This is a genomic window from Methylocaldum sp. MU1018 (genome assembly GCF_053646775.1).
This window is the reverse complement of sequence record NZ_CM132195.1, coordinates 2,128,913-2,150,233: the sequence shown is the minus strand read 5'-3', so window position 1 is coordinate 2,150,233 and position 21,321 is coordinate 2,128,913. Positions and strand designations below refer to the sequence as shown.

Below are 21,321 nucleotides of genomic sequence, written 5' to 3'. Positions count from 1 at the left end.
CTCGGCCGACGCTCCTTTGCGGGAGCGGGCTAGAGCGTGTTATGCACTTTGGAGCAGTGGAGCGGCCTTGACGAGCATGAGGATGGCAAAGACGACAAAGTGCAAGCGCGCCAAGGTTTCGGCCAATCGTTCATAATCGCGAGCCAAGCGCCGAAACTGCGCTCCACCACCCACCGCCGGGGCAACAGCACAAAGCCTCTTTTGGCCTCCGGCAGCTTGACCACGTCCAGCCGAATATCCTGCTGGCGGGCGGCCTCGGCCGCCTCGTCGCCGGTGTATCCCTGATCGACAAACGCCACTTCGACAGGCCGGCCTGTAACCTGTTGAACGGAGCGCGCCAGTTCCGCCACTTGAGCACGCTCTTGCTCGTTGGCCGGCGTGACCAGCAGATGGCCCAAGGTATCGACGGCCCTATGGACCTTGCTGCCCTTCTTGCGCTTGTAGCCATCGTAACCGGCCCTCACACCGCTCTCACAACTGGATAGCAGCGTTCGCCCATCGAAGATGACGGCACGGGGCCGCGCTTTCCGGCTTGGGCCTGGCGCAAAATCTCTCGGAGATCGTGCACGATGGCTTCGAAGCAGCCGGCTGCAAGCCAACGCTGGGGCTATTGATAAACGGCTTGCCACGGCGGCAGGTCATGCGGCGACAGCCGCCAGGGCGCACCGGCCCGCACCAAGCAGCGCAGACCATTGAAGATCTCACGCAGATCGTGCTGGCGTTGGGGCGCGTCCGCCTTCATCAAGGTTAAATAAGGGGCCGCGAACATCCATTCGCCGTCCGACACATCGCTAGGATAAGGTTTACGAGTCATCATGCTTGTAATAATCACTTCTCTAGCAAAAAGTTCATAACACGCTCTAACCGTTCCCGCGGCCGAATTCGAAATGCCCTAATGCTCGGTCGGAATCCGTATCTTCTGGCCCGGAAAAATCAGATCGGGATTCTTGATGACTTCCCGGTTCGCCTCGAAAATCTTCGAATATTTGTTCGGGTCCTTGTAGAACTGCTGCGAGATTTTGGAAAGTGTGTCGCCCGGCTGAATGACGTAGTACCGGGTATCGCCGAATGTCTCCACGGCCTCCGGGCTCGACACGCCCGCCGGCAGCTTGACGTCATTCACCTTCACCGCCTCGACGCCCTTGATGTTGCCGGCCATCAGCGCCGCTTTCTGTAAGGCTTCCGCCGAATCGGCCTCGCCGGACAGATAGGCGACGTTATCCCGGAAATCCACCTTCAGGTTCTTGATGCCGGGATTGTTTTCGTTGATGTGCTCTTCTATTTTTCGGGCGGCCTGGCCTTCCTCGCTGAACAGGCGGTGCCCGATATCCTTTGCAAAATCGAAAAGTCCCATGATCGTCACTCCTCAATCGCTCTGGGCGCAAAATGTTTTCGAAAGCTCGAATCCGCGCGACGGACGGTATCGGACAGGCGGCATCCGGTGCCGGTGTATTTCCTGCGAGTCGGCGATGCGATGGAAAAACAAAAAAAAACCAGGAACATAGCTTCGCCGAACGGGAAACGAGCCGGACAACATCGGTGCTCCTTCGCTTTTCCGTATCCGTAGCCTTTGCGATCATTAGACCATTTGAACGATGACTTATCCGGCGCAATACCGGCTAGGGGAACGTGAGTGCGATGGATTTTATTGCTCGGCTGTTGGCTGTGGCTGGCGTGCGCGTGGGGCGACGAACCGGTCACGGTCAGAATCGAGGGGCTCGACGACGAGAAACTGGAAGAAAACATCCGCGCGCTGTTGACCATCGCGCGGCCGGACGGCATGAGCGGTTCGCACAGTATTCGCATCGCCCACGAGCGCGCCCCGGAAGAGATCCGAAAAGCGTTGCAGCCCTTCGGATACTACCGCCCGAAAATCGATGCGTCGCTGACTCGCGAGGGCGCGGGCTGGCTGGCGGTCTATCGAATCGACCCGGGACCCGCCATCGCGCTGGGCGAGGTAGATGTGCGGCTGACGGGCGAAGGCACGGCGTTGCCTGAATTCAAGACGTTGATCGAGCGTTTTCCGCTCAAGCGGGGGGATGTTCTCGACCATGCCCGATACGAGAAGGGCAAGGACGCGTTTTCGGAAGCCGCCGCCGAATTCGGATTCTTCGACGCCCGCTACATCCGCTCGGAAATTTTGGTGCATCTGTCGGATTACCGAGCCGAAATCCATCTGCATTTCGATACCGGCAAGCGTTATCGCTTCGGCGAGATATCGTTCCCGGAGACCCCGCTCAAGCAGTCGCTGCTCGAACGTTTCGTCAATTTCCGGCCGGGCGAGCCTTTTCGTGCCGCGACTTTGGTCAGGCTTCAGAAAAATCTGATCAACAGCGGTTATTTTTCGAGGGCCGATGCGATTCCGCAGCCGGAACAGGGGGACGGGCAAACGGTGCCGATTTTGGTCGAGCTGGAGATGCAACCGAAAAATCGCTTCCAGGCCGGCGCCGGATACGGAACCGATACCGGGCCGCGTCTGGCCCTGGGCTATCGCAATCGTTATCTGAACCGGCAGGGACACAGCTTCTACGCCGACCTGCGGGTATCGCTCATCCGTACCGATCTCGACGCGCTATACGCGATTCCCCTGAAACACCCGGAGAAGGATCAACTCGGCTTCGCCGCGCAAATAGGCACCGAAGACACCGATGCCGGCGAAGCCCGCGTCATGCGCGCCGGGATCAGGCGTTCGACGGCTCGGCGGAGCTTGCGCGAAGTGCTGTCGCTGGACTTGCAGCACGAGCGTTTCGACGTCGGCGAGGGGCCGCAAACGGCGGTCCTGCTGATGCCGGGCGTGGCTTACACCTGGCTGGAGTCGGACGACGTGCTGAATCCCGACCGCGGAGCGCGTGTCGACTTGATCGGGAACGGGGCCTGGAAAGACGTGCTGTCGGACGTGTCGTTTTTCAAGTTGCGGCTGAACGCCAAGGGCATCTATAGCCTGGGGGAGCGCAACCGGCTGATCGCGCGCGCCCAACTCGGCTATATCGCGACCGGCGAATTCGACCGTTTGCCGCTCACGCAACGGTTCTACGCCGGCGGAGACAAATCGGTGCGTGGATACCGCCTGAACGAGATCAGCGCGCGGAACCAAAACGATCATCGAACCGGAGGGCGTTATCTGACCGTCGGCAGCATCGAATACGAGCGGACGCTGTTCGGGCCCTGGGGCGTGGCCGCGTTCTACGATGTCGGACGGGCCGCCAATCGCTTGGACGAACCGTTCAGCCACGGCGTCGGTGTGGGCGGCCGCTGGCGTTCGCCCATCGGTCCGGTTCGGCTCGATTTCGCCGTGCCGCTGTCGAGATCGGAGGATTCGTTTCAAGTGCATCTGATATTGGGCCCCGATTTATGAAGCGCGCAGCGGCGATCGCATCGGCCGTCCTGTTCGTCCTGGCTACCGGAATCTACGCGCTGCTGGCGACCGAAACCGGTCTGGCCTGGCTCGCCCGCGGAGCGGAGCAGGTATTCGGCGGTTTGAAGATCGGAGCCGTATCCGGCTCGGTGTCGGGCGGGTTTTCGCTTCGCGATCTGAACTATCGGAACGCGACATCGAGCGTCGGCGCGCGAGAAATTCGGATCGAATGGCAACCGGGCGAATTGTTGGATGGCGTCCTGCATTTCGGCGCGATTCGCGTGGAAGATGTCCGGATCGAGCAGACGGGCGAGGAGGCCGAGCCGTCGAAAACGCCCCGGTGGCCGGATTTGCGCCTGCCGCTCGATGTGGCGGTCGACGATTTGCAGGTTCGCGACGCGATCTGGCGATCGTCCGAAGCGGCGGAGCCGGCCCGTCTGGAACGGATCGACGCGCGTCTGAAGATTCGGGAAGGCCGCCTGATCGTCGAGCGGCTGGCTCTGAAGACGCCCGACATCGCCGCAACGCTCGCCGGAAACATTGCTCCCCGCGACAGGCGGCCTATCGATCTCGGCACGTCATGGCGCCTAAATCTGCCGAATCGCCCGCCATTCAGCGGAACCGGAACGGTAACCGGAGACCTCGGCCACCTGACGATCGTCCAGCAGATCGAGGCTCCGACGGCGATGAGCGTGACGGTGGAGGTTTCGATCGGCAAAGAGGCCGTCGCCTGGAGCGCCGAAGCCGACCTCCCCGCGTTTCCGTTGAATCGGATTGAGCCGGGCTGGAAAGACTGGCCGCTGTCCGTGCATTTGCAGGGCAGCGGTGCCGGCCGAGAAGCGAAGGTTTCCGGGAATTTCGCGATGACTCTGCCGGATCTCGGCGAGGCGCGGGGAAACCTGGCGCTGATTTACCGGGAACCGGGCGAACTCGCGATCGAGACGCTCAATCTGGCGCTTCCCGAAAGCGGCACGGAAATCGCCGTTTCAGGGCAGCTCCGCAACATTCGAAAAACGCCGGAAATCGCCCTGGAAGCCCGATGGAAAAATCTGCTCTGGCCGCCGCAAGCCAAAAGCGAATGGCGCAGCCCGGAAGGACGCCTGACGATTGCCGGCACCCGCTCCGATATCCGGGTGGAACTCGAAGGCCGCGTCGGGGAACAGCGGGTGCGGGCGGCGGGCGGCATCGGCTTTCCGACCGATGCCGTGGTTTTCCGGGATTTCCGGGCGAACAGCGCGACCACGGCCTTCGCGCTGGACGGCGTCTGGGGACCGCGGCCGGATCTCCGATGGACCTTGAAATCGGACGATTTGGGCATCTGGCTGCCGGGCGCCAAAGGCAGGATGAGCAGCCGCGGAAAGCTGGAAGGAACCCGGTCAGCGCCGGCCGTCGAGGCGGAACTCGATGCGGCCGGTTTGAGATTTCAGGACTATGGCGCCCGGGAGCTGAGCCTGATCCTGAAAGCGGGCGCCGAGCCCGAATCGCCGCTGGTTTTCAATCTTCGAGCGAAAGAGGCGCGGTTCGATGGCTACACCGTGGCTATCGATCTGTCCGGCCGCGGCAGCCTGCAAAGACACGGATTGAGCGGCCGCATCGACAGTCCGCCCTATGCGCTAGCTTTCGAAGCCGCGGGGGGATGGCGCGAGAGGACCTGGCGCGGCGTTCTGAACCGTTTCGATCTCAAGGAACCCCGGTCGGGCGCCTGGACCCTGAGCGCGCCCGCCGGTTTGAAATTCGCGCGCGCCGGCGCCGAACTCGGCGACATCTGCCTGACCCGCCAGGGCGCTCGCTGGTGTTTCGAAGGAAGTACCGCCGAATCGGGCGAATGGCGAGTCTCGACCCGGCTGTCCGGCTTCCCGCTGGCCGTGCTGAGGAATCTTCTGCCGAAACCCGTGCCGATCTCCGGCGTGCTGAACGGCAGCGCGGCGTTCCGCGGCAAAGAGGAGCTGATCGATCAGGGCATTCTGGAGATCGATGCGGAAGGCGTCGCGTTCGAAGTCGCCGTCGACGAATCGAAAAGAGTCCGAATAAAGCCGGAGACGGCCGCCGTGAAGGCCGATCTGTCCAGCCGGACATTGAGCGTGCGGTTAGATCTGCGGCAGACCGGCCTCATGAGCGTTCGAGGCGCTCTGGAAAGCCAGGGACCGTTCCGGTTGTCCGATCTCCAGGACAGACCCGTTTCCGGGCGCGTGACGGCGGATCTGGAGACGTTGGCGGTGCTCGAGCCTTGGCTCGAACAAATCGAGGGCTTGAACGGCTCGTTCAGGGCGGAGGTCGGAATCGGCGGTACGGCGAAAGTGCCTTCGGTCGATCTGCAGGCCTCCGTGCCCGATGCCGGTTTTCGTGTGCCTCGACTGGGTATCGGCGTCGAGCACGCGACGCTGAGGGCGAATTCCTCGGAGCAAGGCCGGATCCACCTGGAAGGGCGCGCGATGTCGGGCGGAGGCTTCATCGGTCTGAACGGTCTGTGGCGGCTCGACGCGGCGGCCGGCTGGCCGCTGGCGTTGAATCTGGAGGGAAAACGATTTCTCGGCGTCGACACGCCGGAAGCCAAGGTCTTTTTGTCGCCGGATCTGAGGATTACAGTCGAGCGGAAGCGGGTCGACGTACGGGGCCGGGTGGAAGTGCCGGAAGCGTCCATCGACGTTCCCGAGAAGGCGGCGGCCGTCACCCCGTCCGACGATGTGGTACTGATCGATGGCCAAACGGGCGACAAGGAAAGCGAATTCCGGATTTACAGCGATGTAGAAATCGGTCTCGGCGAAAAGATCCGAGTCAAGGCGGCGGGTTTCCAGGGCCGATTGGACGGCAAGGTGAGAATCGTGCAGGAGCCGAACGAAGAGGCCCGCGGAACCGGGCAAATCCTCATTCACGACGGCATGTATTCCTTCCACGGCGTCGAACTGACCATCGATCAAGGACGCTTGATCTTCACGAATACCCCGGTCGATAATCCCGGGTTGGATATTACGGTCACCCGCAAGGTGGATGAGATTCTGGCGGGGCTTCGGGTGCTCGGTTTCCTGAAAAAGCCCAACGCTACGCTGTATTCTCGGCCGCCGCTGCCCGAGACCGACATTCTTGCGTATCTGATCGCCGGAAAACCTCTGGACTTCGCCTCGCACGAGGAAGGCAACCGGCTGCGGGATGCGGCCGTCTCCCTGGGCGGGGCCGCCGGCGGCCTGATCGCGAAAGAAATCGGCAGTCGATTCGGTTTGGGCGGCCTGTTGGACGAGATCGGCGTTTCGGCTCCGAACGGCGCCGAAAGCACGGCGCTGTTCCTGGGAAAATATCTTACGCCGCGGCTTTACCTGCAATACGGTCTCGGCCTGTTTCAGTCGAACAACTCGTTCAGATTGCGCTATAAGCTCAATAAACACTGGCGAATCCAGTCGGAAACCGGCGAACAGAGCGGCGCGGATATCCTTTTCGAATGGGAGAAATAGGGCGCCCGGCAAATGTGGACGACGGACGCGCCGGCCGGAAATGCGCTTGCGATTCGAGCAATCGTTTCGCTAGCATTGCACCCTGATGAATTCCGTGGCCGGCACCGTTATTTAAATCAGCACCTTGTTGCATCGAAACGTTCAGGAATCATGCTCCGATCATGAAAGCGATTTTGTCTTTTATCCAGAAACTGTTTTTCGGGTTATTCGTGTTCGGCCTCGGCGTTCTGGTGCTGATTGCCCTGATTCGCTCCAGGGACGATGAAGGCGGAGACCGAGACGTCTGGAAGCGCGCCAAGGCGCTGAACACACTTGAGGGATATCTGGATTATTTGCGGAATTGCCCATCGTGCCCGCACGAGGCGGATGCTGAAAAAGCCGTGGACCAGTTTCAGCGCCCCCGGGGCCTGCTCGCCCGTCTTGAGCATACGCATGTGCCGTCCCACGCGGCGATCGTTCTTCCCGTCTTTTCGCCCGCAGGGCCAGAGATTTTGGGAGCAGCCGGAACGAGCCTGGATTTTTGGGATTCGACTACGGGACAACAGATCTTGCGCGGCAAAAGCAGCTTTCGAATCCGGGGCGGCCGCCATTTGGAAAGCTTGGCCTATTCCCCGGACGGCCTCCGGATAGCGGCCGGAATGTCGGGAAGCGAGGGCGGCTACCTCCTGCTATGGGATCGAAAAAACGGAGAACTTCTCGCCGATTATGCGCTTGAAGGATATGACATAAAGGCCGTTGCATTCTCGCCGGACGGCGCGGCGGTAGGTTGGATCGCCCACGGGCCGACCGGTATCTGGGAGCCGGCCAGCGGGAAATTCCTGCGGGCAACGCACGAAGGTTCGAGCGCCTTGGCGTTCATTCGCCGGGATGACGGCAAGTCGCTGCTGGTTACCGCTTCGGGCAGGGAAATCTGGTTTTGGGACGCGGCATCCATGGAGATAGTCAAGCAAGCGGAGTTCAATACCGATCGATCTCTTTTGGGATTGAGCCAGGACGGTTTTTTGGTGGCCTTTTACGAGGGACCCGTTCTCGAACTCTGGGACACCCGATTGGGCACCCTCATAGCCACGTTGCCAGAACATGACGGCGAGATTACCGCCTTCTGCCGCGACAGACGGAAAGGCTGGATTGCTGTGGGCACCAAAAGCGGCAGCCTGTATCTGTGGGACCTGGCGGAAGCCAAAAAGCTGGGCAGCGTTCCCGCTCACGAAGGGCCTGTCGAGCAGGTCGCTTGCTCGGCTCAGGGCAGGGTGGCGACCGTCGGTTGGGATGCCACCAAGGTTTGGGATCTGGAAAAACTGCGCTATTCGAGCCGACAAAAGCCATATTGACCCGGCTTGCGGGGAAGCTTGCGCTCATCCCGTCTCAGGCATGTCCGGGGATACAGTAAAGATGCGCGTGAAGTCGCGCTCGGGATGATACGAATTCTTACGTATTCTCCGGAGAAAACGCGGACGGTTAAATACAGCTACTCGACGGCGGCCGAAGCAGGCCGGCAAAAACCTCCCGGGGAGGACGTCGGGTTCGGAACCGGAACGTTCCGGAAAGGAGTGAATGCGGCAAGGGAATGGATGGATTTTGCCAGGGAACAGGACGTTCTGCGAAGGTCGGGATTATTCTCGATCCGACCGGGATGGTCGCGACGGATTTGACATGCCTCATACGTGACTGGACTGATCCAAGTTCGGCTCGGATGCGATTTGGAACAGGGAAGTTCGCGTTTTCGCCGATTTAATGGGAAAACAAACTAAAGGGAATCAGGAGGTACTCTTGGTATGACTAGGAAAGCGCTGAAAGCCGTAGATGATACGCCGGGCGAATCGACGCCGGATTCTTCGAACGGCTTGGTTTCATTTCCAGACGATACAATCAATCAAAAAATCGCTGAAGCGGCTTATTTTCGCGCCGAAAAGCGCGGTTTTGCTCCGGGTTACGAAATCGAAGATTGGCTGGAAGCCGAAAAGGAAATTAGATCGGGCTATTTCGATTAAACGGATTCAGGACGGTTCGACTTCCCCGGAAGGCAGAAATCCCCCCCACAGATATTGTTTCTGCCTTCTCTTTTTGCATACTCGTCGGACAAAACAAACGTCCTCGTTTATTTATCCCGATCGCCTCGTTCACCGTTCACCGCCGTTGCCGGCACGCCATACTTCCTCTTCCTGAAGGTCGGGCTTCATGACTTGACCGGGCTCCCCGGCACATCGGCCGATGCCGGCGGCTGTCGAATTCGGTAGTATTTTCCGATTCAAACCCAATCATGAGACGGCCGACATGCACGATAACGAATTGCGTCAGAAACTCGCGGCGGAAACGGGAGAAGTCGCTTGGCAGGAACTGGAGCGCCATTTTGCCCGGGGCGCCTTGGTTGTGATTGCACCGGAATTGGACCTGGTCGACGCCGCTGCGAAAATCGCCGGGGACGATAAAGGCGCTTTGGAGGCCTGGACGAACGGAGGGCAGGTCGTGCGGGCCAGCGACGACCACGCCAGGCAATGGTCGAGCGCGAAATGCACCCTGCGGGCCGTGGTCGTCGCGCCGTGGGTATTGGTACAGGAGATTCGGTCGCCCGACATGCGCTGACCCGACCGGTATGCGCCGCTGCCCGGTGCGTGCGAGGGCATGCTTCGGGGTTCGATGCCGGCGTTCCGTGGATTTGAACGGCGGACGATCCCGGCTATCGGTCGTGCGGGGCGCTTGAGGTCGACATCATGAGCATCAGAATGAAATGCCTGATCGTGCTGACCGTCCTGATGATCGTGGATATCCTTCCGATACCGATCGTCGGGCTCATCGGGCTGTATGTCGTCCTCAATCGCCCGCGCTGGTTTTTGGGCCTGGTCAACCGCTTGTATGGCGAGAAAGGGTGAACGACCGTCAGGCCCGGAGAAGATCTGCGATAAGGGCGATCACGCTCGTTCGATCCGCCGGAATGAAAATCCCAGCAGAAACCAGCCGGCCAAAAATGCCAGGCCCCCGAGAGGCGTGATCCAGCCCAGCCAGCGAATTCCGCTCATGCTCAAGGCATAAAGGCTTCCGGAAAAAAGCACGATTCCGGCAAACATGCACCATCCGGCCTTGGCAAGAAGGCGCGCATCGGGGAATTGCCTGGACGTCACGCCGATCAGGACGAGACCCAATGCATGCCACATCTGGTATTCCACGCCGGTGCGGTAAATCGCCAGTTGATGCTCGTCCAGCACCGCCCGAAGGCCATGAGCGCCGAACGCTCCCATGGCGACGCCGAGGAATCCGGCGATGGCGCCGAGAATGAAGAATGGCTTGTGCATGATGGCTCCGGGTCGGGTTTTCGGAAGACTGCCAGGATTGGCCGAGCGGGAACGGCCCGGCCAATCCGGATCGGGACGGGTTAGTTCAAGACGTTTTGCAGCAGGCCGTTCAAGCGGCGCACGAAGCCCGCGGTATCGTCCAACTGCCCGCCTTCGCTCAGCACCGCCTGGTCGTAAAGAATGTGAGTCAGATCGGCGAAGCGCGATTCGTCCGCCTCGTCCTTGAGTTTCGCCACCAGCGGATGATCGGGGTTGATCTCGAAAATCGGCTTGCCGGCCGGCACGTTTTGTCCGACCGATTTCATGATGCGCTCCATGGTCCGGCTCATTCCATAGATCTCGCTGACCAGACAAGCCGGGGAATCGGTCAAGCGGGCGCTGATTTTCACATCGCTGATCTTGTCGCCGAGCGTTTGCTTGATCCTGTCGATAACGGGCTGAAACGCCTTGCCGGCTTCCTCGGCATGTTTCTTGTCTTCTTCGTCGGCGAGCGTGCCGAGGTCGAGATCCCCTTTGGCCACCGATTGAAGATGCTTGCCTTCGAAATCGGTGAGATAGCCGACCAACCACTCATCGACCCGATCGTGCAGCAGCAGTGCTTCCAGTCCTTTGCGGCGGAAGATTTCGAGGTGCGGGCTGTTCTTGGCGGCGGCGTAATTCTCGGCCGTGATGTAATAAATCTTGTCCTGTCCCTCTTTCATGCGGCCGATGTAATCCTCCAGGGAAACGTTCTGGACATCGGAATCGTTGTGGGTGGAGGAGAACCGCAGCAGTTTCGCGATGCGGTCGCGATTCTTGAAGTCTTCGATCGGACCTTCCTTGACGACCTGGCCGAACTCCTTCCAGAAATTCTGATATTTTTCCGGCTCGTTCTTGGCCATGTCTTCCAGTAGGCCGAGAACCTTCTTGACCGCGCCGGAGCGGATTTTTTCGAGCAGGGCGTTTTCCTGGAGAATTTCGCGCGAAACGTTCAAAGGCAGCGAATCGGAGTCGATCACGCCGCGGACGAAGCGCAGATAGCGCGGCATCAGTTTTTCCGAGCCTTCCATGATAAACACTTTCCGCACGTAAAGCTTCACTCCGTGCTTGGCGTCGCGGTCCCACAAATCGAACGGCGCGCCGGCCGGGATGTAGAGCAGGAGGGTGTATTCGTTGGTGCCCTCCACCCGGCTGTGGAGACGGGCCAGCGGCTCCTGAAAGTCGTGCGAAACGTGCTTGTAGAACTCGTTGTATTGCTCATCCGAAATCTCGTCCCGGTTTTTCGCCCACAAGGCGGAGGCGCTGTTGACGGTTTCCCATTCGTCGGCCGGCTGTTCCTCTCCGAGCGTCTCCTTTTTCATCCGGATCGGCAGGGAAATGTGATCGGAGAACTTGCGGATGATCGAGCGGAGCTTCCAGCCGTCCAGGAATTCGTCCTCGCCTTCGCGGAGATGCAGGGTGATCGTCGTTCCGCGCTCGGGTTTTTCGACGGTTTCCAGCGTGTAATCGCCTTCGCCCTCGGATTCCCAGCGTACGCCGTGGGTCGCGTCGAGACCCGCCTTGCGGGTTTCCAGAGTGACTTTGTCGGCGACGATGAAGGCGGAGTAAAAGCCCACGCCGAACTGGCCGATGAGCTGACTGTCCTTCGCTTCGTCCCCGGTCAGGGATTCGAAGAACTGGCGGGTGCCGGAGCGGGCGATGGTCCCGATGTTTTCGCGGACTTCGTCGCGGGTCATGCCGATCCCGTTATCGGTAATGGTCAGGGTTCGATTTGCCTTGTCGTATCCGATCGCGATCTTCAACTCGCTGTCGCCCTCGTACAGTGCATCGTCGCCCAAGGCGGAGAAGCGGAGTTTATCCGCGGCGTCGGATGCGTTCGAAACGAGCTCGCGCAAGAAAATTTCCTTGTTGCTGTATAAGGAATGGATCATCAGGTGCAGAAGCTGTTTGACCTCAGCTTCGAATCCCATGGTTACCTTGGTGTCTGCGACGGTCATGGCAGTGTCTTTCCTCCGGAAAAAGTGGTTTGTTTTGAAACGACGATAGGAATTTGGGGCGGCCCTTCGCATTTTCAAGTCCCGGCCTATGAATATGAGGCGGGCCGATTCGGGGCGGGGATGCCCCGGCGCGGCGACGAACCGCATGCCCTCTCCCCAACCCCTCTCCCGGAGGGCGAGGGGTTGGGGAGAGGGGCCGGGGATGAGGGCTTAGAGCTTTTCAGATTGTTTCCGACGGCCGGGTTCAGGATTAATCATTCCGGGCCGTTCCGTTTTTATTTTCGTCTAGACTTTTTTGAGTCAGGACCGGCGCAAACCGGTTTTTCGTCCTCCTCCGGGCGAGGGGCCGTAATGCGTCGTCCTGCCAGTCCGTTTCGGCTCGGAAAACCGAGCATCACGTCGACCGACAATCCGTATCGGCCTCAATCAAGCATCTCTAAAGAGCCAAAGCATGTTCGTCATCATCGGTTATCTCATCGTCATAGGCGCAATTCTGGGCGGATATTTGATGGCGGGAGGCCATATCGGGGTTTTGATTCAGCCGAACGAAGCCGTCATCATTTTCGGCGGCGCCATCGGCGCATTCGTCGTGTCGAACAATCCCAAGGTTTTGAAAGCCGTGGCGGGCGCTTTGGGCGGCGCTCTGAGAAGTTCCAAGTACAACCAGGCGTTCTATCTCGAAACCTTGACGCTCTTGTACAGGATTTTCAGCAAGATCCGTCAAAACGGCCTGCTGTCCATAGAAGGCGATATCGAAAACCCGGAACAGAGCGAATTGTTCAAATCGGCGCCCAAGGTACTGGCCGACCGCCATGCCGTGGGATTCATCACCGATTATTTGCGGCTGATGACCGGCGGCAGCCTGGACGTGCACCAGATCGACAATCTGATGGACATCGACATCGAGACTCATCACGAGGAAGGCCATCTGCCGGTCCAGGCGCTGCAACGACTGGCGGACGGCATGCCGGCGTTCGGTATCGTCGCCGCGGTCATGGGGGTGGTGCACACCATGCAGTCGGTGGGCTTGCCGCCCGCCGAACTGGGCCAGCTCATCGCCGCGGCGCTGGTCGGCACATTCCTCGGAATTCTGGTGGCTTATGGCTTCATCAGCCCTCTGAGCGGTCTTTTGGAGCAGCGTCTGGCCGAGTCGACCAAATACTACCAAAGCATCAAGGCCGGGATGATCGCCTCCATGAACGGCTACGCGCCGACGACCGCCGTGGAGTTTGCGCGCAAGGCGATGTTCTCCGCGGAACGTCCGGAGTTCGCCGAATTGGAAAAACATCTCAAAGAAAACCGCTGATGCGCGCGCCGGAATAAGCTCATGGTCGACAATTCGAATCAGATCGTCGTCAAGAAAGTCAAAAAGGGCGGTCATGGCCATCATGGCGGGGCCTGGAAGCTCGCTTACGCCGATTTCGTCACCGCGATGATGGCGTTCTTCCTGTTGATGTGGCTTTTGGGCACGACCGAGCCGTCGGTCCGGCAGGGTATTGCGGACTACTTCAGAGATCCCTGGAAACCGTCCGTCCAGGGCGGACCCAATACGGGAGACTCGATCAGCGTGGTCAAGGGCGGCGGGGAAGATGTCACGCAGTCCGAGGGGCAGGTCAAGCTGACCAACGAAGGCGCGAAAGACATTGCGGGAGAAGCCCGAGAATCGGAGCAGGAACTGGATCGGCTGGAAGCGCTGAAGGAAAAGATCGAGGAAATGATCGCGACCGATCCGTTGCTTCAGCCGTTTCGAAACCAATTGAAGATCGACATTACCGACGAGGGACTGCGCATCCAGATCATCGATTCCGAAGGGCGGGCCATGTTCGATTCGGCGAGCGCCAAAATGCAAGACTATGCGGCGCGGATTCTTCATGAAATCGCGCCGGTCATCAATGAACTCCCGAACAAGATCAGCATAGCCGGGCATACGGATGCCAGGCCGTTTCCGGGCAGCGGGCGAGGCTATACGAACTGGGAGCTTTCGGCCGACCGGGCCAATTCCGCCCGCAAGGAGCTCATCAAGGGCGGCCTCAGAGAAGACAAGATGATGCGGGTGGTGGGACTTTCCTCGAGCGTTCCCCTGGTTCGGGAAGATCCGCTGGCCGCCACCAATCGGCGTATTTCCATTATCGTCATGAACAAGCACACAGCCGAAGAGATCATGTCCGGCGGCTCCTCGGCCGATGTGTTGGCGGAAAAGCCGCTGAAACCGGAGACGCTCGGACGCGAAGCGGCCGGACTTCAAGCGGTAAAAACTCCATGATCGAAACAGTGCCGGCGTGGTTCAGGGCCGTGCTGAGCCATGCCGTCGCTGTCTGGATCGTGCTCCTGCTCGTCAAGAGCGGTTATCTGTCCGGATTTTCCTTGCCGGCCGGATTCGTCGCGGCGATCGAGGGGCTGATCGCCATGAGCTTCGGCCGGGGATTCGGGCTTCCATACTGGTGGCTGCCGATCCAGGCGCTATTCGCTCCCGCGGCGGTTCTCGCATGGCGACTGGATTTCCCGCCGTCCCTTTATCTGGGCGGTTTCGTGCTGCTTTGGCTGGTTTTCCGCAGCAATTTCCGCGAACGGGTTCCCCTTTATTTGACCCGCCGCGAGACTTGGCTGGCCGTCGCGGAGCTGTTGCCGCGGCACAATGCGTTCGAATTCATCGATCTGGGCTGCGGCTGGGGCGGCGGTTTGGCCGTTTTGTCCGAACAGCGTCCGTCCGGCGAGTTTCTGGGAGTCGAATCGGCGCCGTTGCCGGTTCTGCTGGGCCGGTTTCGCTTGAGGCATGAACGGAAATGCCGTATCCGTTTCGGCAATTTCTGGGACGAGGATCTCGGCCGCTTCGACGTGGTTTACGCTTTCCTGTCGCCGGCGCCCATGCCGCGCTTGTGGCGCAAGGCGCGGAAGGAAATGAAGCCGGGTTCGCTGTTCATCAGCAGCACCTTCGAGGTGCCTGGAGTCGAGCCGGATCGAACGCTGACCCTACGGGACGGCTGCGCCACGAGGCTGCTGGTCTGGCGGATGTAGGCAGACCCGGCAAGAAGCCCGTTCGGCCGGGTACCGGAACCGCGTCAAAAGATATAAGGGTGGGCCGCGTTGAAACCGTGTACTTTGGCGCGTGGCTTGAAATCGGGCGGCAGCCACGGTTCTTTCGTCTGCCCGGCGAGAAAGCGGGCAAGCCAGAGCGCCTGGTGGCGAATCGGCATGATGTAGGCGTACAGCCGGCCGTCCACGAATTCTGCGGCATCGCCGATGGCATGGATATCCGGGTCGTTGGTGCGCAGGAACTGGTCGACCCGTATGCCCCGGTCGACATTCAAACCGATATGTCGCGCTAACTCGGTGCGCGGCTTGAAGCCGCAGGCGACGATAAGGCCGTGAAAACCGCTCACGAGGTCGTCCTGCAATTTCACGGCATAAAGATCGCCGTTTTTTTCGAATCCCTGAACGGCGGCGTTCAGACGGACCTCTATTCCAAGGCTTTGCAGCACTCGGAGCAGGGTTGCCGAATCCTCTTCCACCAATTGGCGTTCCATGAGTCTTGCCAGGGCGTGAAACAAGACGACCCGATCGCCCGCCTTGGCCAGGTCCGAGGCGACTTCGCAGCCGATCAGCCCGCCGCCGATCACCGCCCAGGTGGGCGTGCCTGAAGCCTTGCCGATTCTTTCCCGGTGCCGGCGGAGTTCGAGCAAGTCGTCCAGGCTGTTGACCACGAAGAATAAATCGCGGTTCGGCCGGAAAGGCGGAGGGATCAGCGCGTCCGAGCCCGGCGCCAGCACGAGCTTGTCGTAACTCAGGGTGAATTCCCCGGAGCCATTCCGGCAGAGAACGGTTTTCTCGTCGCGGTTCAGCGTCAGCACGTCGGTTTCGCCGTGGATTTCGATTCCGGCATTCCGCAAGGCGTCGAACGGCTTCAGAATGATCTTGGTCTCGACGTCGTCCCGTGAAAAACCGTGGGACAGCATGGGCCGCGAATAATAGCCGTGGCCTTCTTGAGTGACTACCGAAATGCGGTTTTCGGGCGCCAGCTTTCGAAATTCCTCCGCGAAGGTGATGCCGGCGATACCTGAGCCGATGACGACGACGTGCATGGGATTTCCTCGTGAGTGGTCGGTGAGCGTGAAATGACAAAGCAGGCCGATTCGTTCTTGCGCGACATTCAGCGGCCTTCCGATTCCGGCCGGACGATCTTGCCGAACTTGCGTGCGCGACACAAGAGTTCGTCCGACGTAAGCGAAAGGAGCGGGGCGACGGGGAAGCCCGCGCTGCGCAGCGCGTCTGCCACCCAGACGTTGCAGGTATTGAATATGTGGAATTTGCCGACGGCCGGGTAAAACCGGCTATCCGGATATAGACCCGGAGCGATCGCGGACGCTTTGGCTGCGCCCTCATGGGCGTAGGTGTCGTGGATATACCTGACGATCTGCTTGAGTTGCCGTTCCGATAGAGGAATTTCGAGGATTTCGGCGGAAGGAAAGTAAGCGGTCGGATGGACGGGCAAGCCGACCACGTGCAGGACGCTATCGGTCGGAACCAGGAGAGCCTTGAGGGCAAGCCAGAGGCTGAAGTCGGGGGCCATATAAAAGCCGCGGTCTCCCCAGCCGACTTCGAGATATTCCGCATTCGGAAAGTCTTCGCTTTCCGGCCATGAATCGACCGGGATGTCGGCTCGCCTGATCGCAATGCCGGTGTGCCAGCCCAGATTGATCAAATAGATGGCTCGGCCGGCGTCGCTCCGTTCGGTAGCAGAAGGCTCCCGCAACCGGCTCGGCGCGCAGCAACCGGCAAAGAGCGTCAGCGCTACCAGCAGCCGGAACAGCCTGGCCGGAGTGCCGGTCGGCCTGAGATCTCTCCCGGTTCCGTATGCGGGATCGCGCGACATGTCTCGACAGCCGGCTCGTCGCGGGGAGCGGGGCCGATACGAGTCGCTCCGCCCTTTCGCGCAAAGGTCAGGGGTTCAAGCTGCGGATTCCGATGCTGTGGCGGACCTTCCGCACCAGCGGCGCGCTGTAGCTCCGGGCTTTGCGGGCGCCGTCCTGCAACGCTTCCTCGATCTTGTCGGGCGCCTCCAGCAGCGCTTCGTAACGCTCCCTCGCGGCCTTCAGATGATCGTCCAAATACTCGAACAGAATGTTTTTCATTTCGCCCCAGGCGATGCCTTCCTCGTAGCGGCGGCGTATCGCGGCGGTCTCTTCCTTGGTCGCGAAAGCCCTGTAGATGCCGAACAGCGTGCAGGTGTCGGGGTCCTTGGGTTCGCCGGGCAGCAGGGAATTGGTCTTGATCTTCATGATCAGCTTGCGCAGTTGTTTTTCCGGCACGAACAACGGGATGGTGTTGTCGTAGCTTTTGCTCATCTTGCGTCCGTCCAGTCCGCACAAGACCGCGGTATCTTCGCTGATTTCCGCTTCCGGAAGCACGAAGTGCTCGCCGTAAATATGGTTGAAGCGCCCGGCGATGTCGCGCGCCATCTCGATGTGCTGGATCTGATCCTTGCCCACGGGAACTTTGTTGGCGTTGAACATCAAGATGTCGGCCGCCATCAGAATGGGGTAGTTGAACAAGCCCATCGTGATGCCTTTGTCGGGGTCGCTTTCGCCGCTCTCTTCATTGGCCTGTACGGCGGCCTTGTAGGCGTGGGCGCGATTCATCAGGCCTTTGGCGGTAACGCAGCCGAGTATCCAGGCCAACTCCGCAATCTCGGGAACGTCCGACTGGCGGTAAAACACGGCGTTTTCCGTATCCAGCCCCAAAGCCAGCCAGGTAGCGGCGATTTCCAGCGTCGATTGGCGGACGCGATCCGGATCCTGGCATTTGATGAGAGCGTGGTAGTCCGCCAGAAAATAAAAAGGCAGAACGTCATGATTGCGGCTGGCTTCGATGGCGGGGCGTATGGCGCCCACGTAATTGCCGAGATGAGGCGTTCCGGTCGTGGTGATTCCGGTCAGGACGATGGATTTCGTGCTCATAGGTTCAAGGCGTCGGATGGCTGCGTCGTTCCAAAATGTTCGGCTCGGGACTTGGGCAAGCGGGTTTGAAGGGAAGCGAAGCTTTTTGCCTGTGGGCCAGCCCCTGTCCCGATACCCTTTGCGCTACGCTCGTCTCCCGGGAGGGAAGGCGCAAAATGCACAAGCCCCGTAGCGTCGAGTTGTGTCAATTCAGGCGCGGCAATATGGCACAAAAGGGCGCGGATTGCCAAACCCGGAAGAGCGGCCGGCAAACAACTTCGGTCACGATCTATCGGTTAGAATACCGCTATATTCAACGAGGAGACGCGAATCTATGCTGGAATACGATGAAAAGCGGGATTTCATTCGCATGCAGGCCGACTGCAAGATGACTTTCCGGCTCGCCGATACCGATGTCGTATATGAGGGGACCTGTTTGAACATCAGCGGGTCGGGCATTCTGTTCGAGGCCGGAGTTCCCGTCGATCTCGGCAAGGCCGTTGAAATCCGGCTCGTTCCGCACAATAAAATCACTCCGTCCCTGACGGCGTATATCGAAGTGATCCGGTGCATGGAAACCGAGCCGGGACGCCATCGCATCGCCGGCGAGATCAAAGGCATCAAGAGCAGATAAGCCCGTTCGCCGGTATCCTCGTTTATCCTCGTTGCAATCCATGTTTACGATTACCAAAGAAGTGTATTTTTGCTACGGACACCGTCTAATGGAACATGCGGGCAAGTGCCGTCATCTCCACGGGCATAGTGTCAAGGCAGCGATTACCGTTATGGCGGAAAGTCTGAACGAACAGGGCATGGTGTGCGATTTTGCGGAAATCAGTGCCGCAGCGTCGGAGTACATCGACCGGGAGCTGGATCACAATCTGCTGCTGCACAAGGACGATCCGCTCTTGCCGGCGCTCGTTTCGGCCGGAGAGCGTTTTCTGGCGCTCGACGAGCATCCGACGGCCGAGTGTCTGGCCAAGCTGATCTTCGGACACATCGCGAGCCGAGGTTACAAGGTCAAGAGCGTGACCTTATGGGAGACGTCCAGCGCCTGCGCGACTTACAGTGAATTTTGAGAGATTGTTTTTACCGGAAATGAGTATTTTCCAGCCCGCAGAAAAATCTTTCTGGCTACAAAAAGTCTGCGAATCGAACTACGAGAAACTGGCGAACCTGATTCCCGATCTGGCCCGCATCGACGAAACGGCCGTAGCCCGGGTCAACGGCAAGCCGTCCCTGCATCTGAGGCTGATCGAACGATCGCCCTACACGCTGACGCTGGAGCTTACCCACGACTTCGTGCGCGGGGTCGAGCCGGCCGTGAAGATCCGCGTTAGCCTGGACGCGAAGACCGCCGAGGCGCTCAGCGATCATTGCCGCCCGCTCGTGCTGGATGCGTTAAGGGACGAACCGAGCGCCAAAAGCGTGCTGGATTACAAATGGTCGCTGAACTATTTTCTCACCCGCTGGCTGGATCACTGTCTCCAAAGCGACTATCGATTCGGGGCCGCCCGTTATTCGCAGGAAGAATTCGTCGCGATCTAACACTGTTTTCCCGCCGCGGCCACGGCGGGAAAAACCGATCGGCCGACTCGTCCCGCCCTGAACGATCGGATCGGCCGGTTCGTAATTCCGCCGGACCCCGCGGTCCGAAATCATGCGCCGGCTTCGTAGCGAGGCGAAGCAAAATGTGAACACCTTTATCCTGAACTTGCAGAGCGCCAATCAATTCGAGCGCATCGAGGGCGTGGAAAGTTTCGTCGGCGAGGACGCTTCCGGCAGTTTCGGGGTGCGCGCCCATCATGAACGCTTCATGACCGCCCTGGTCTTAGGCCTTGCCCGCTACCGGCGCGAGGACGAGCCTTGGCAGTATCTGGCGCTGCCGGGCGCCTTGATTTATTTCGTCGACAATCGATTGTTCATCAATGCCAGGCGCTATATCCGGGACTCGGATTACAATCGCATCAGCGAAGCACTGACGGAGCAACTCTTGAAAGAAGAGGAAACGCTGACGAGCCTCAAACAGAATCTGCGCCGGCTGGAAGAAGCCATGATCAAGCGTTTGCTCGAAATCGAGCGGGGCAGGTGACGTGGACGAGCGCGAAAAGCTGCGCCGATCGATAGAACGACAGGCGAAGCGCATGGCGCAGGCCGAGCGAGACCGCCCGACGCTGTTGTCCCAGACGGTCTTTCTCGGTGTCCTGGCGCTTCTCCTTGTCCTGCCGATCGTTTTGGGGGCTTATCTGGGGCATTGGCTGGATGACTTGTCCGAAAATTATTCCATCCATTGGACGGTCAGTCTCATCATCATCGGGGTGATCGTCGGCATCTTCAACGTCTATCTGTTCGTGCGCGAGCATTGACCATGAAACAGACGGAGCTTGTCGCCTTATTGTCGTTTAATATCGGTCCGATCCATGTCGGGCCGACCGTCATCACGACATGGTTGTTGACGATTTTCTTAGGCGTTTTCTCCTGGCTCGCCACCCGCAGGCTGAGCGTCGATCGGCCGTCGGGCCTGCAAGCGATGATGGAAGGCGTGATCGGTTCCATGGAAGAGGCCATTCGGGCGGTGGCGCCCATCCACGGCGTAGAGTTGCTGCCGTTCATCGGCACTCTTTGGATCTATCTCGTGGTGGCCAATCTGAGCGGTTTGATTCCGGGGATCGGTTCGCCTACGGCGGATTTGTCCGAAACCGCCGCTCTCGCGCTTCTGGTGTTTTTTTCGGTGCACTGGTACGGGGTGAAAACCAGCGGCTGGGGATATTTACGTCATTATCTCGCACCCACTCCGCTGATGCTGCCGTTTCATCTTTTGAGCGAGATTTCTCGAACGATCGCGCTCGCGATGCGACTGTTCGGAAATATCATGAGCCTGGAACTCGCGGTGCTTCTGGTATTGCTGGTGGCCGGCTTTTTGGCGCCGGTGCCGCTGCTCTTGCTGCACATCGTGGAAGCGCTCGTGCAGGCTTATATCTTCGGAATGCTGGCCCTGATTTACATTGCCGGCGCGCTTCAAACCCAACGGCTACGAAAGAAGGAGTGATGCATGAGCGATATGACTTGGTTTGTCGTCTCGTCCACGGTTGCCGCGGCGCTGGCCATCGGCGTGGGCGTCTTGGCCCCGGGCATCGCAATGGGCAGGGCGATTTCCCAAGCGCTCGACGCTTTGGCGCGCCAGCCGGAAGCGGAAAAGGCCATTACCCGCACGCTGTTCATCGGGCTTGCCATGATCGAGTCCCTGGCAATCTATGTGCTGGTCGTGGTGCTGATCATTCTGTTCCGCAATCCGCTGCTCGAATATGTATTGAAATAAGA

21 protein-coding genes and 2 pseudogenes are annotated in these 21,321 nt (G+C 59.6%); 16 read left to right on the top strand and 7 right to left on the bottom strand.

What is annotated here, in order from left to right:
• Positions 1–39 precede the first annotated feature (39 nt).
• Together ACWJKU_RS09915 and lysM are read right to left on the bottom strand one after the other, a co-directional pair.
• A pseudogene (locus ACWJKU_RS09915) lies at positions 40–814 on the bottom strand (IS5 family transposase).
• 78 nt (positions 815–892) lie between these two features.
• A complete protein-coding gene (gene lysM, locus ACWJKU_RS09910) occupies positions 893–1,354 on the bottom strand; it encodes a peptidoglycan-binding protein LysM (RefSeq protein WP_454142145.1) in 462 nt (153 codons plus the stop codon).
• A 279-nt stretch (positions 1,355–1,633) separates the two neighbouring features.
• Here lysM and ACWJKU_RS09905 point away from each other — a divergent pair, with 279 nt between their 5' ends.
• The 6 genes and pseudogenes from ACWJKU_RS09905 to ACWJKU_RS09880 all read left to right on the top strand — a co-directional run bounded on the left by ACWJKU_RS09905 (position 1,634) and on the right by ACWJKU_RS09880 (position 9,671).
• A complete protein-coding gene (locus ACWJKU_RS09905; protein WP_454142144.1) occupies positions 1,634–3,355 on the top strand; it encodes an autotransporter assembly complex protein TamA in 1,722 nt (573 codons plus the stop codon).
• Complete coding sequence (locus ACWJKU_RS09900) at positions 3,352–6,801, top strand: translocation/assembly module TamB domain-containing protein (protein WP_454142143.1); 3,450 nt, start codon at positions 3,352–3,354, stop codon at positions 6,799–6,801. Before ACWJKU_RS09905 ends, ACWJKU_RS09900 begins: the two co-directional genes overlap by 4 nt.
• A 161-nt stretch (positions 6,802–6,962) precedes the next feature.
• Entirely contained in the window at positions 6,963–8,132 is a 1,170-nt protein-coding gene (locus ACWJKU_RS09895; RefSeq protein ID WP_454142142.1) for a WD40 repeat domain-containing protein, read from the top strand.
• Positions 8,133–8,678: 546 nt separating this feature from the next.
• Positions 8,679–8,792, top strand: a pseudogene (locus ACWJKU_RS09890) (DUF2934 domain-containing protein); the annotation flags it as partial.
• A gap of 283 nt (positions 8,793–9,075) precedes the next feature.
• Positions 9,076–9,384: a DUF2288 domain-containing protein gene (locus ACWJKU_RS09885; protein WP_454142141.1), complete on the top strand. Its 309-nt coding sequence runs from the start codon at positions 9,076–9,078 to the stop codon at positions 9,382–9,384.
• A 128-nt stretch (positions 9,385–9,512) separates the two neighbouring features.
• Positions 9,513–9,671: a hypothetical protein gene (locus ACWJKU_RS09880; protein ID WP_454142140.1), complete on the top strand. Its 159-nt coding sequence runs from the start codon at positions 9,513–9,515 to the stop codon at positions 9,669–9,671.
• 39 nt (positions 9,672–9,710) lie between these two features.
• Here the strand turns inward: ACWJKU_RS09880 and ACWJKU_RS09875 are convergent, their stop codons facing one another.
• Complete coding sequence (locus ACWJKU_RS09875) at positions 9,711–10,091, bottom strand: DUF423 domain-containing protein (RefSeq protein WP_454142139.1); 381 nt, start codon at positions 10,089–10,091, stop codon at positions 9,711–9,713.
• A gap of 80 nt (positions 10,092–10,171) precedes the next feature.
• Positions 10,172–12,067, bottom strand: coding sequence for a molecular chaperone HtpG (gene htpG, locus ACWJKU_RS09870; RefSeq protein ID WP_454142138.1), 1,896 nt, complete (start codon positions 12,065–12,067; stop codon positions 10,172–10,174).
• A 451-nt stretch (positions 12,068–12,518) separates the two neighbouring features.
• Here htpG and motA point away from each other — a divergent pair, with 451 nt between their 5' ends.
• From motA to ACWJKU_RS09855, 3 genes are read left to right on the top strand one after another with little or no spacing between them, the layout of a single operon-like run.
• Positions 12,519–13,373 (top strand): flagellar motor stator protein MotA, encoded by an 855-nt coding sequence (gene motA, locus ACWJKU_RS09865; protein ID WP_454142137.1) that lies wholly within the window; start codon positions 12,519–12,521, stop codon positions 13,371–13,373.
• A gap of 21 nt (positions 13,374–13,394) precedes the next feature.
• Positions 13,395–14,330: a flagellar motor protein MotB gene (motB, locus tag ACWJKU_RS09860; RefSeq protein ID WP_454142136.1), complete on the top strand. Its 936-nt coding sequence runs from the start codon at positions 13,395–13,397 to the stop codon at positions 14,328–14,330.
• Entirely contained in the window at positions 14,327–15,082 is a 756-nt protein-coding gene (locus ACWJKU_RS09855) for a class I SAM-dependent methyltransferase (protein ID WP_454142135.1), read from the top strand. Before motB ends, ACWJKU_RS09855 begins: the two co-directional genes overlap by 4 nt.
• 44 nt (positions 15,083–15,126) lie before the next feature.
• Here the strand turns inward: ACWJKU_RS09855 and ACWJKU_RS09850 are convergent, their stop codons facing one another.
• The 3 genes from ACWJKU_RS09850 to ACWJKU_RS09840 all read right to left on the bottom strand — a co-directional run bounded on the left by ACWJKU_RS09850 (position 15,127) and on the right by ACWJKU_RS09840 (position 18,021).
• Positions 15,127–16,146: an NAD(P)/FAD-dependent oxidoreductase gene (locus ACWJKU_RS09850; protein ID WP_454142134.1), complete on the bottom strand. Its 1,020-nt coding sequence runs from the start codon at positions 16,144–16,146 to the stop codon at positions 15,127–15,129.
• Between the two features lie 68 nt (positions 16,147–16,214).
• Complete coding sequence (locus tag ACWJKU_RS09845) at positions 16,215–16,937, bottom strand: DUF2459 domain-containing protein (protein ID WP_454142133.1); 723 nt, start codon at positions 16,935–16,937, stop codon at positions 16,215–16,217.
• A gap of 67 nt (positions 16,938–17,004) precedes the next feature.
• The gene (locus tag ACWJKU_RS09840) at positions 17,005–18,021 is read right to left on the bottom strand and encodes a tryptophan--tRNA ligase (RefSeq protein ID WP_454142132.1); all 1,017 of its coding nucleotides are present in this window, start codon (positions 18,019–18,021) and stop codon (positions 17,005–17,007) included.
• Between the two features lie 313 nt (positions 18,022–18,334).
• On the opposite strand from ACWJKU_RS09840, the gene ACWJKU_RS09835 reads away from it, so the two are divergent.
• From ACWJKU_RS09835 to ACWJKU_RS09805, 7 genes are all read left to right on the top strand, one after another.
• Complete coding sequence (locus ACWJKU_RS09835; protein WP_454142131.1) at positions 18,335–18,634, top strand: PilZ domain-containing protein; 300 nt, start codon at positions 18,335–18,337, stop codon at positions 18,632–18,634.
• Positions 18,635–18,674: 40 nt separating this feature from the next.
• Positions 18,675–19,079 carry a 6-pyruvoyl trahydropterin synthase family protein gene (locus ACWJKU_RS09830; RefSeq protein ID WP_454142130.1) on the top strand — a complete coding sequence of 135 codons (405 nt, stop codon included), beginning with the start codon at positions 18,675–18,677 and terminating at the stop codon, positions 19,077–19,079.
• A gap of 19 nt (positions 19,080–19,098) precedes the next feature.
• Complete coding sequence (locus ACWJKU_RS09825) at positions 19,099–19,548, top strand: DUF1249 domain-containing protein (protein WP_454142129.1); 450 nt, start codon at positions 19,099–19,101, stop codon at positions 19,546–19,548.
• 145 nt (positions 19,549–19,693) lie between these two features.
• Complete coding sequence (locus tag ACWJKU_RS09820; protein WP_454142128.1) at positions 19,694–20,092, top strand: F0F1 ATP synthase subunit epsilon; 399 nt, start codon at positions 19,694–19,696, stop codon at positions 20,090–20,092.
• Between the two features lies 1 nt (position 20,093).
• Positions 20,094–20,366, top strand: a complete 273-nt coding sequence (locus tag ACWJKU_RS09815; protein WP_454142127.1) for an AtpZ/AtpI family protein — start codon at positions 20,094–20,096, stop codon at positions 20,364–20,366.
• A 2-nt stretch (positions 20,367–20,368) separates the two neighbouring features.
• Entirely contained in the window at positions 20,369–21,049 is a 681-nt protein-coding gene (locus tag ACWJKU_RS09810; RefSeq protein WP_454142126.1) for a F0F1 ATP synthase subunit A, read from the top strand.
• 3 nt (positions 21,050–21,052) lie between these two features.
• Complete coding sequence (locus ACWJKU_RS09805) at positions 21,053–21,319, top strand: F0F1 ATP synthase subunit C (protein WP_454142125.1); 267 nt, start codon at positions 21,053–21,055, stop codon at positions 21,317–21,319.
• Positions 21,320–21,321 lie beyond the last annotated feature (2 nt).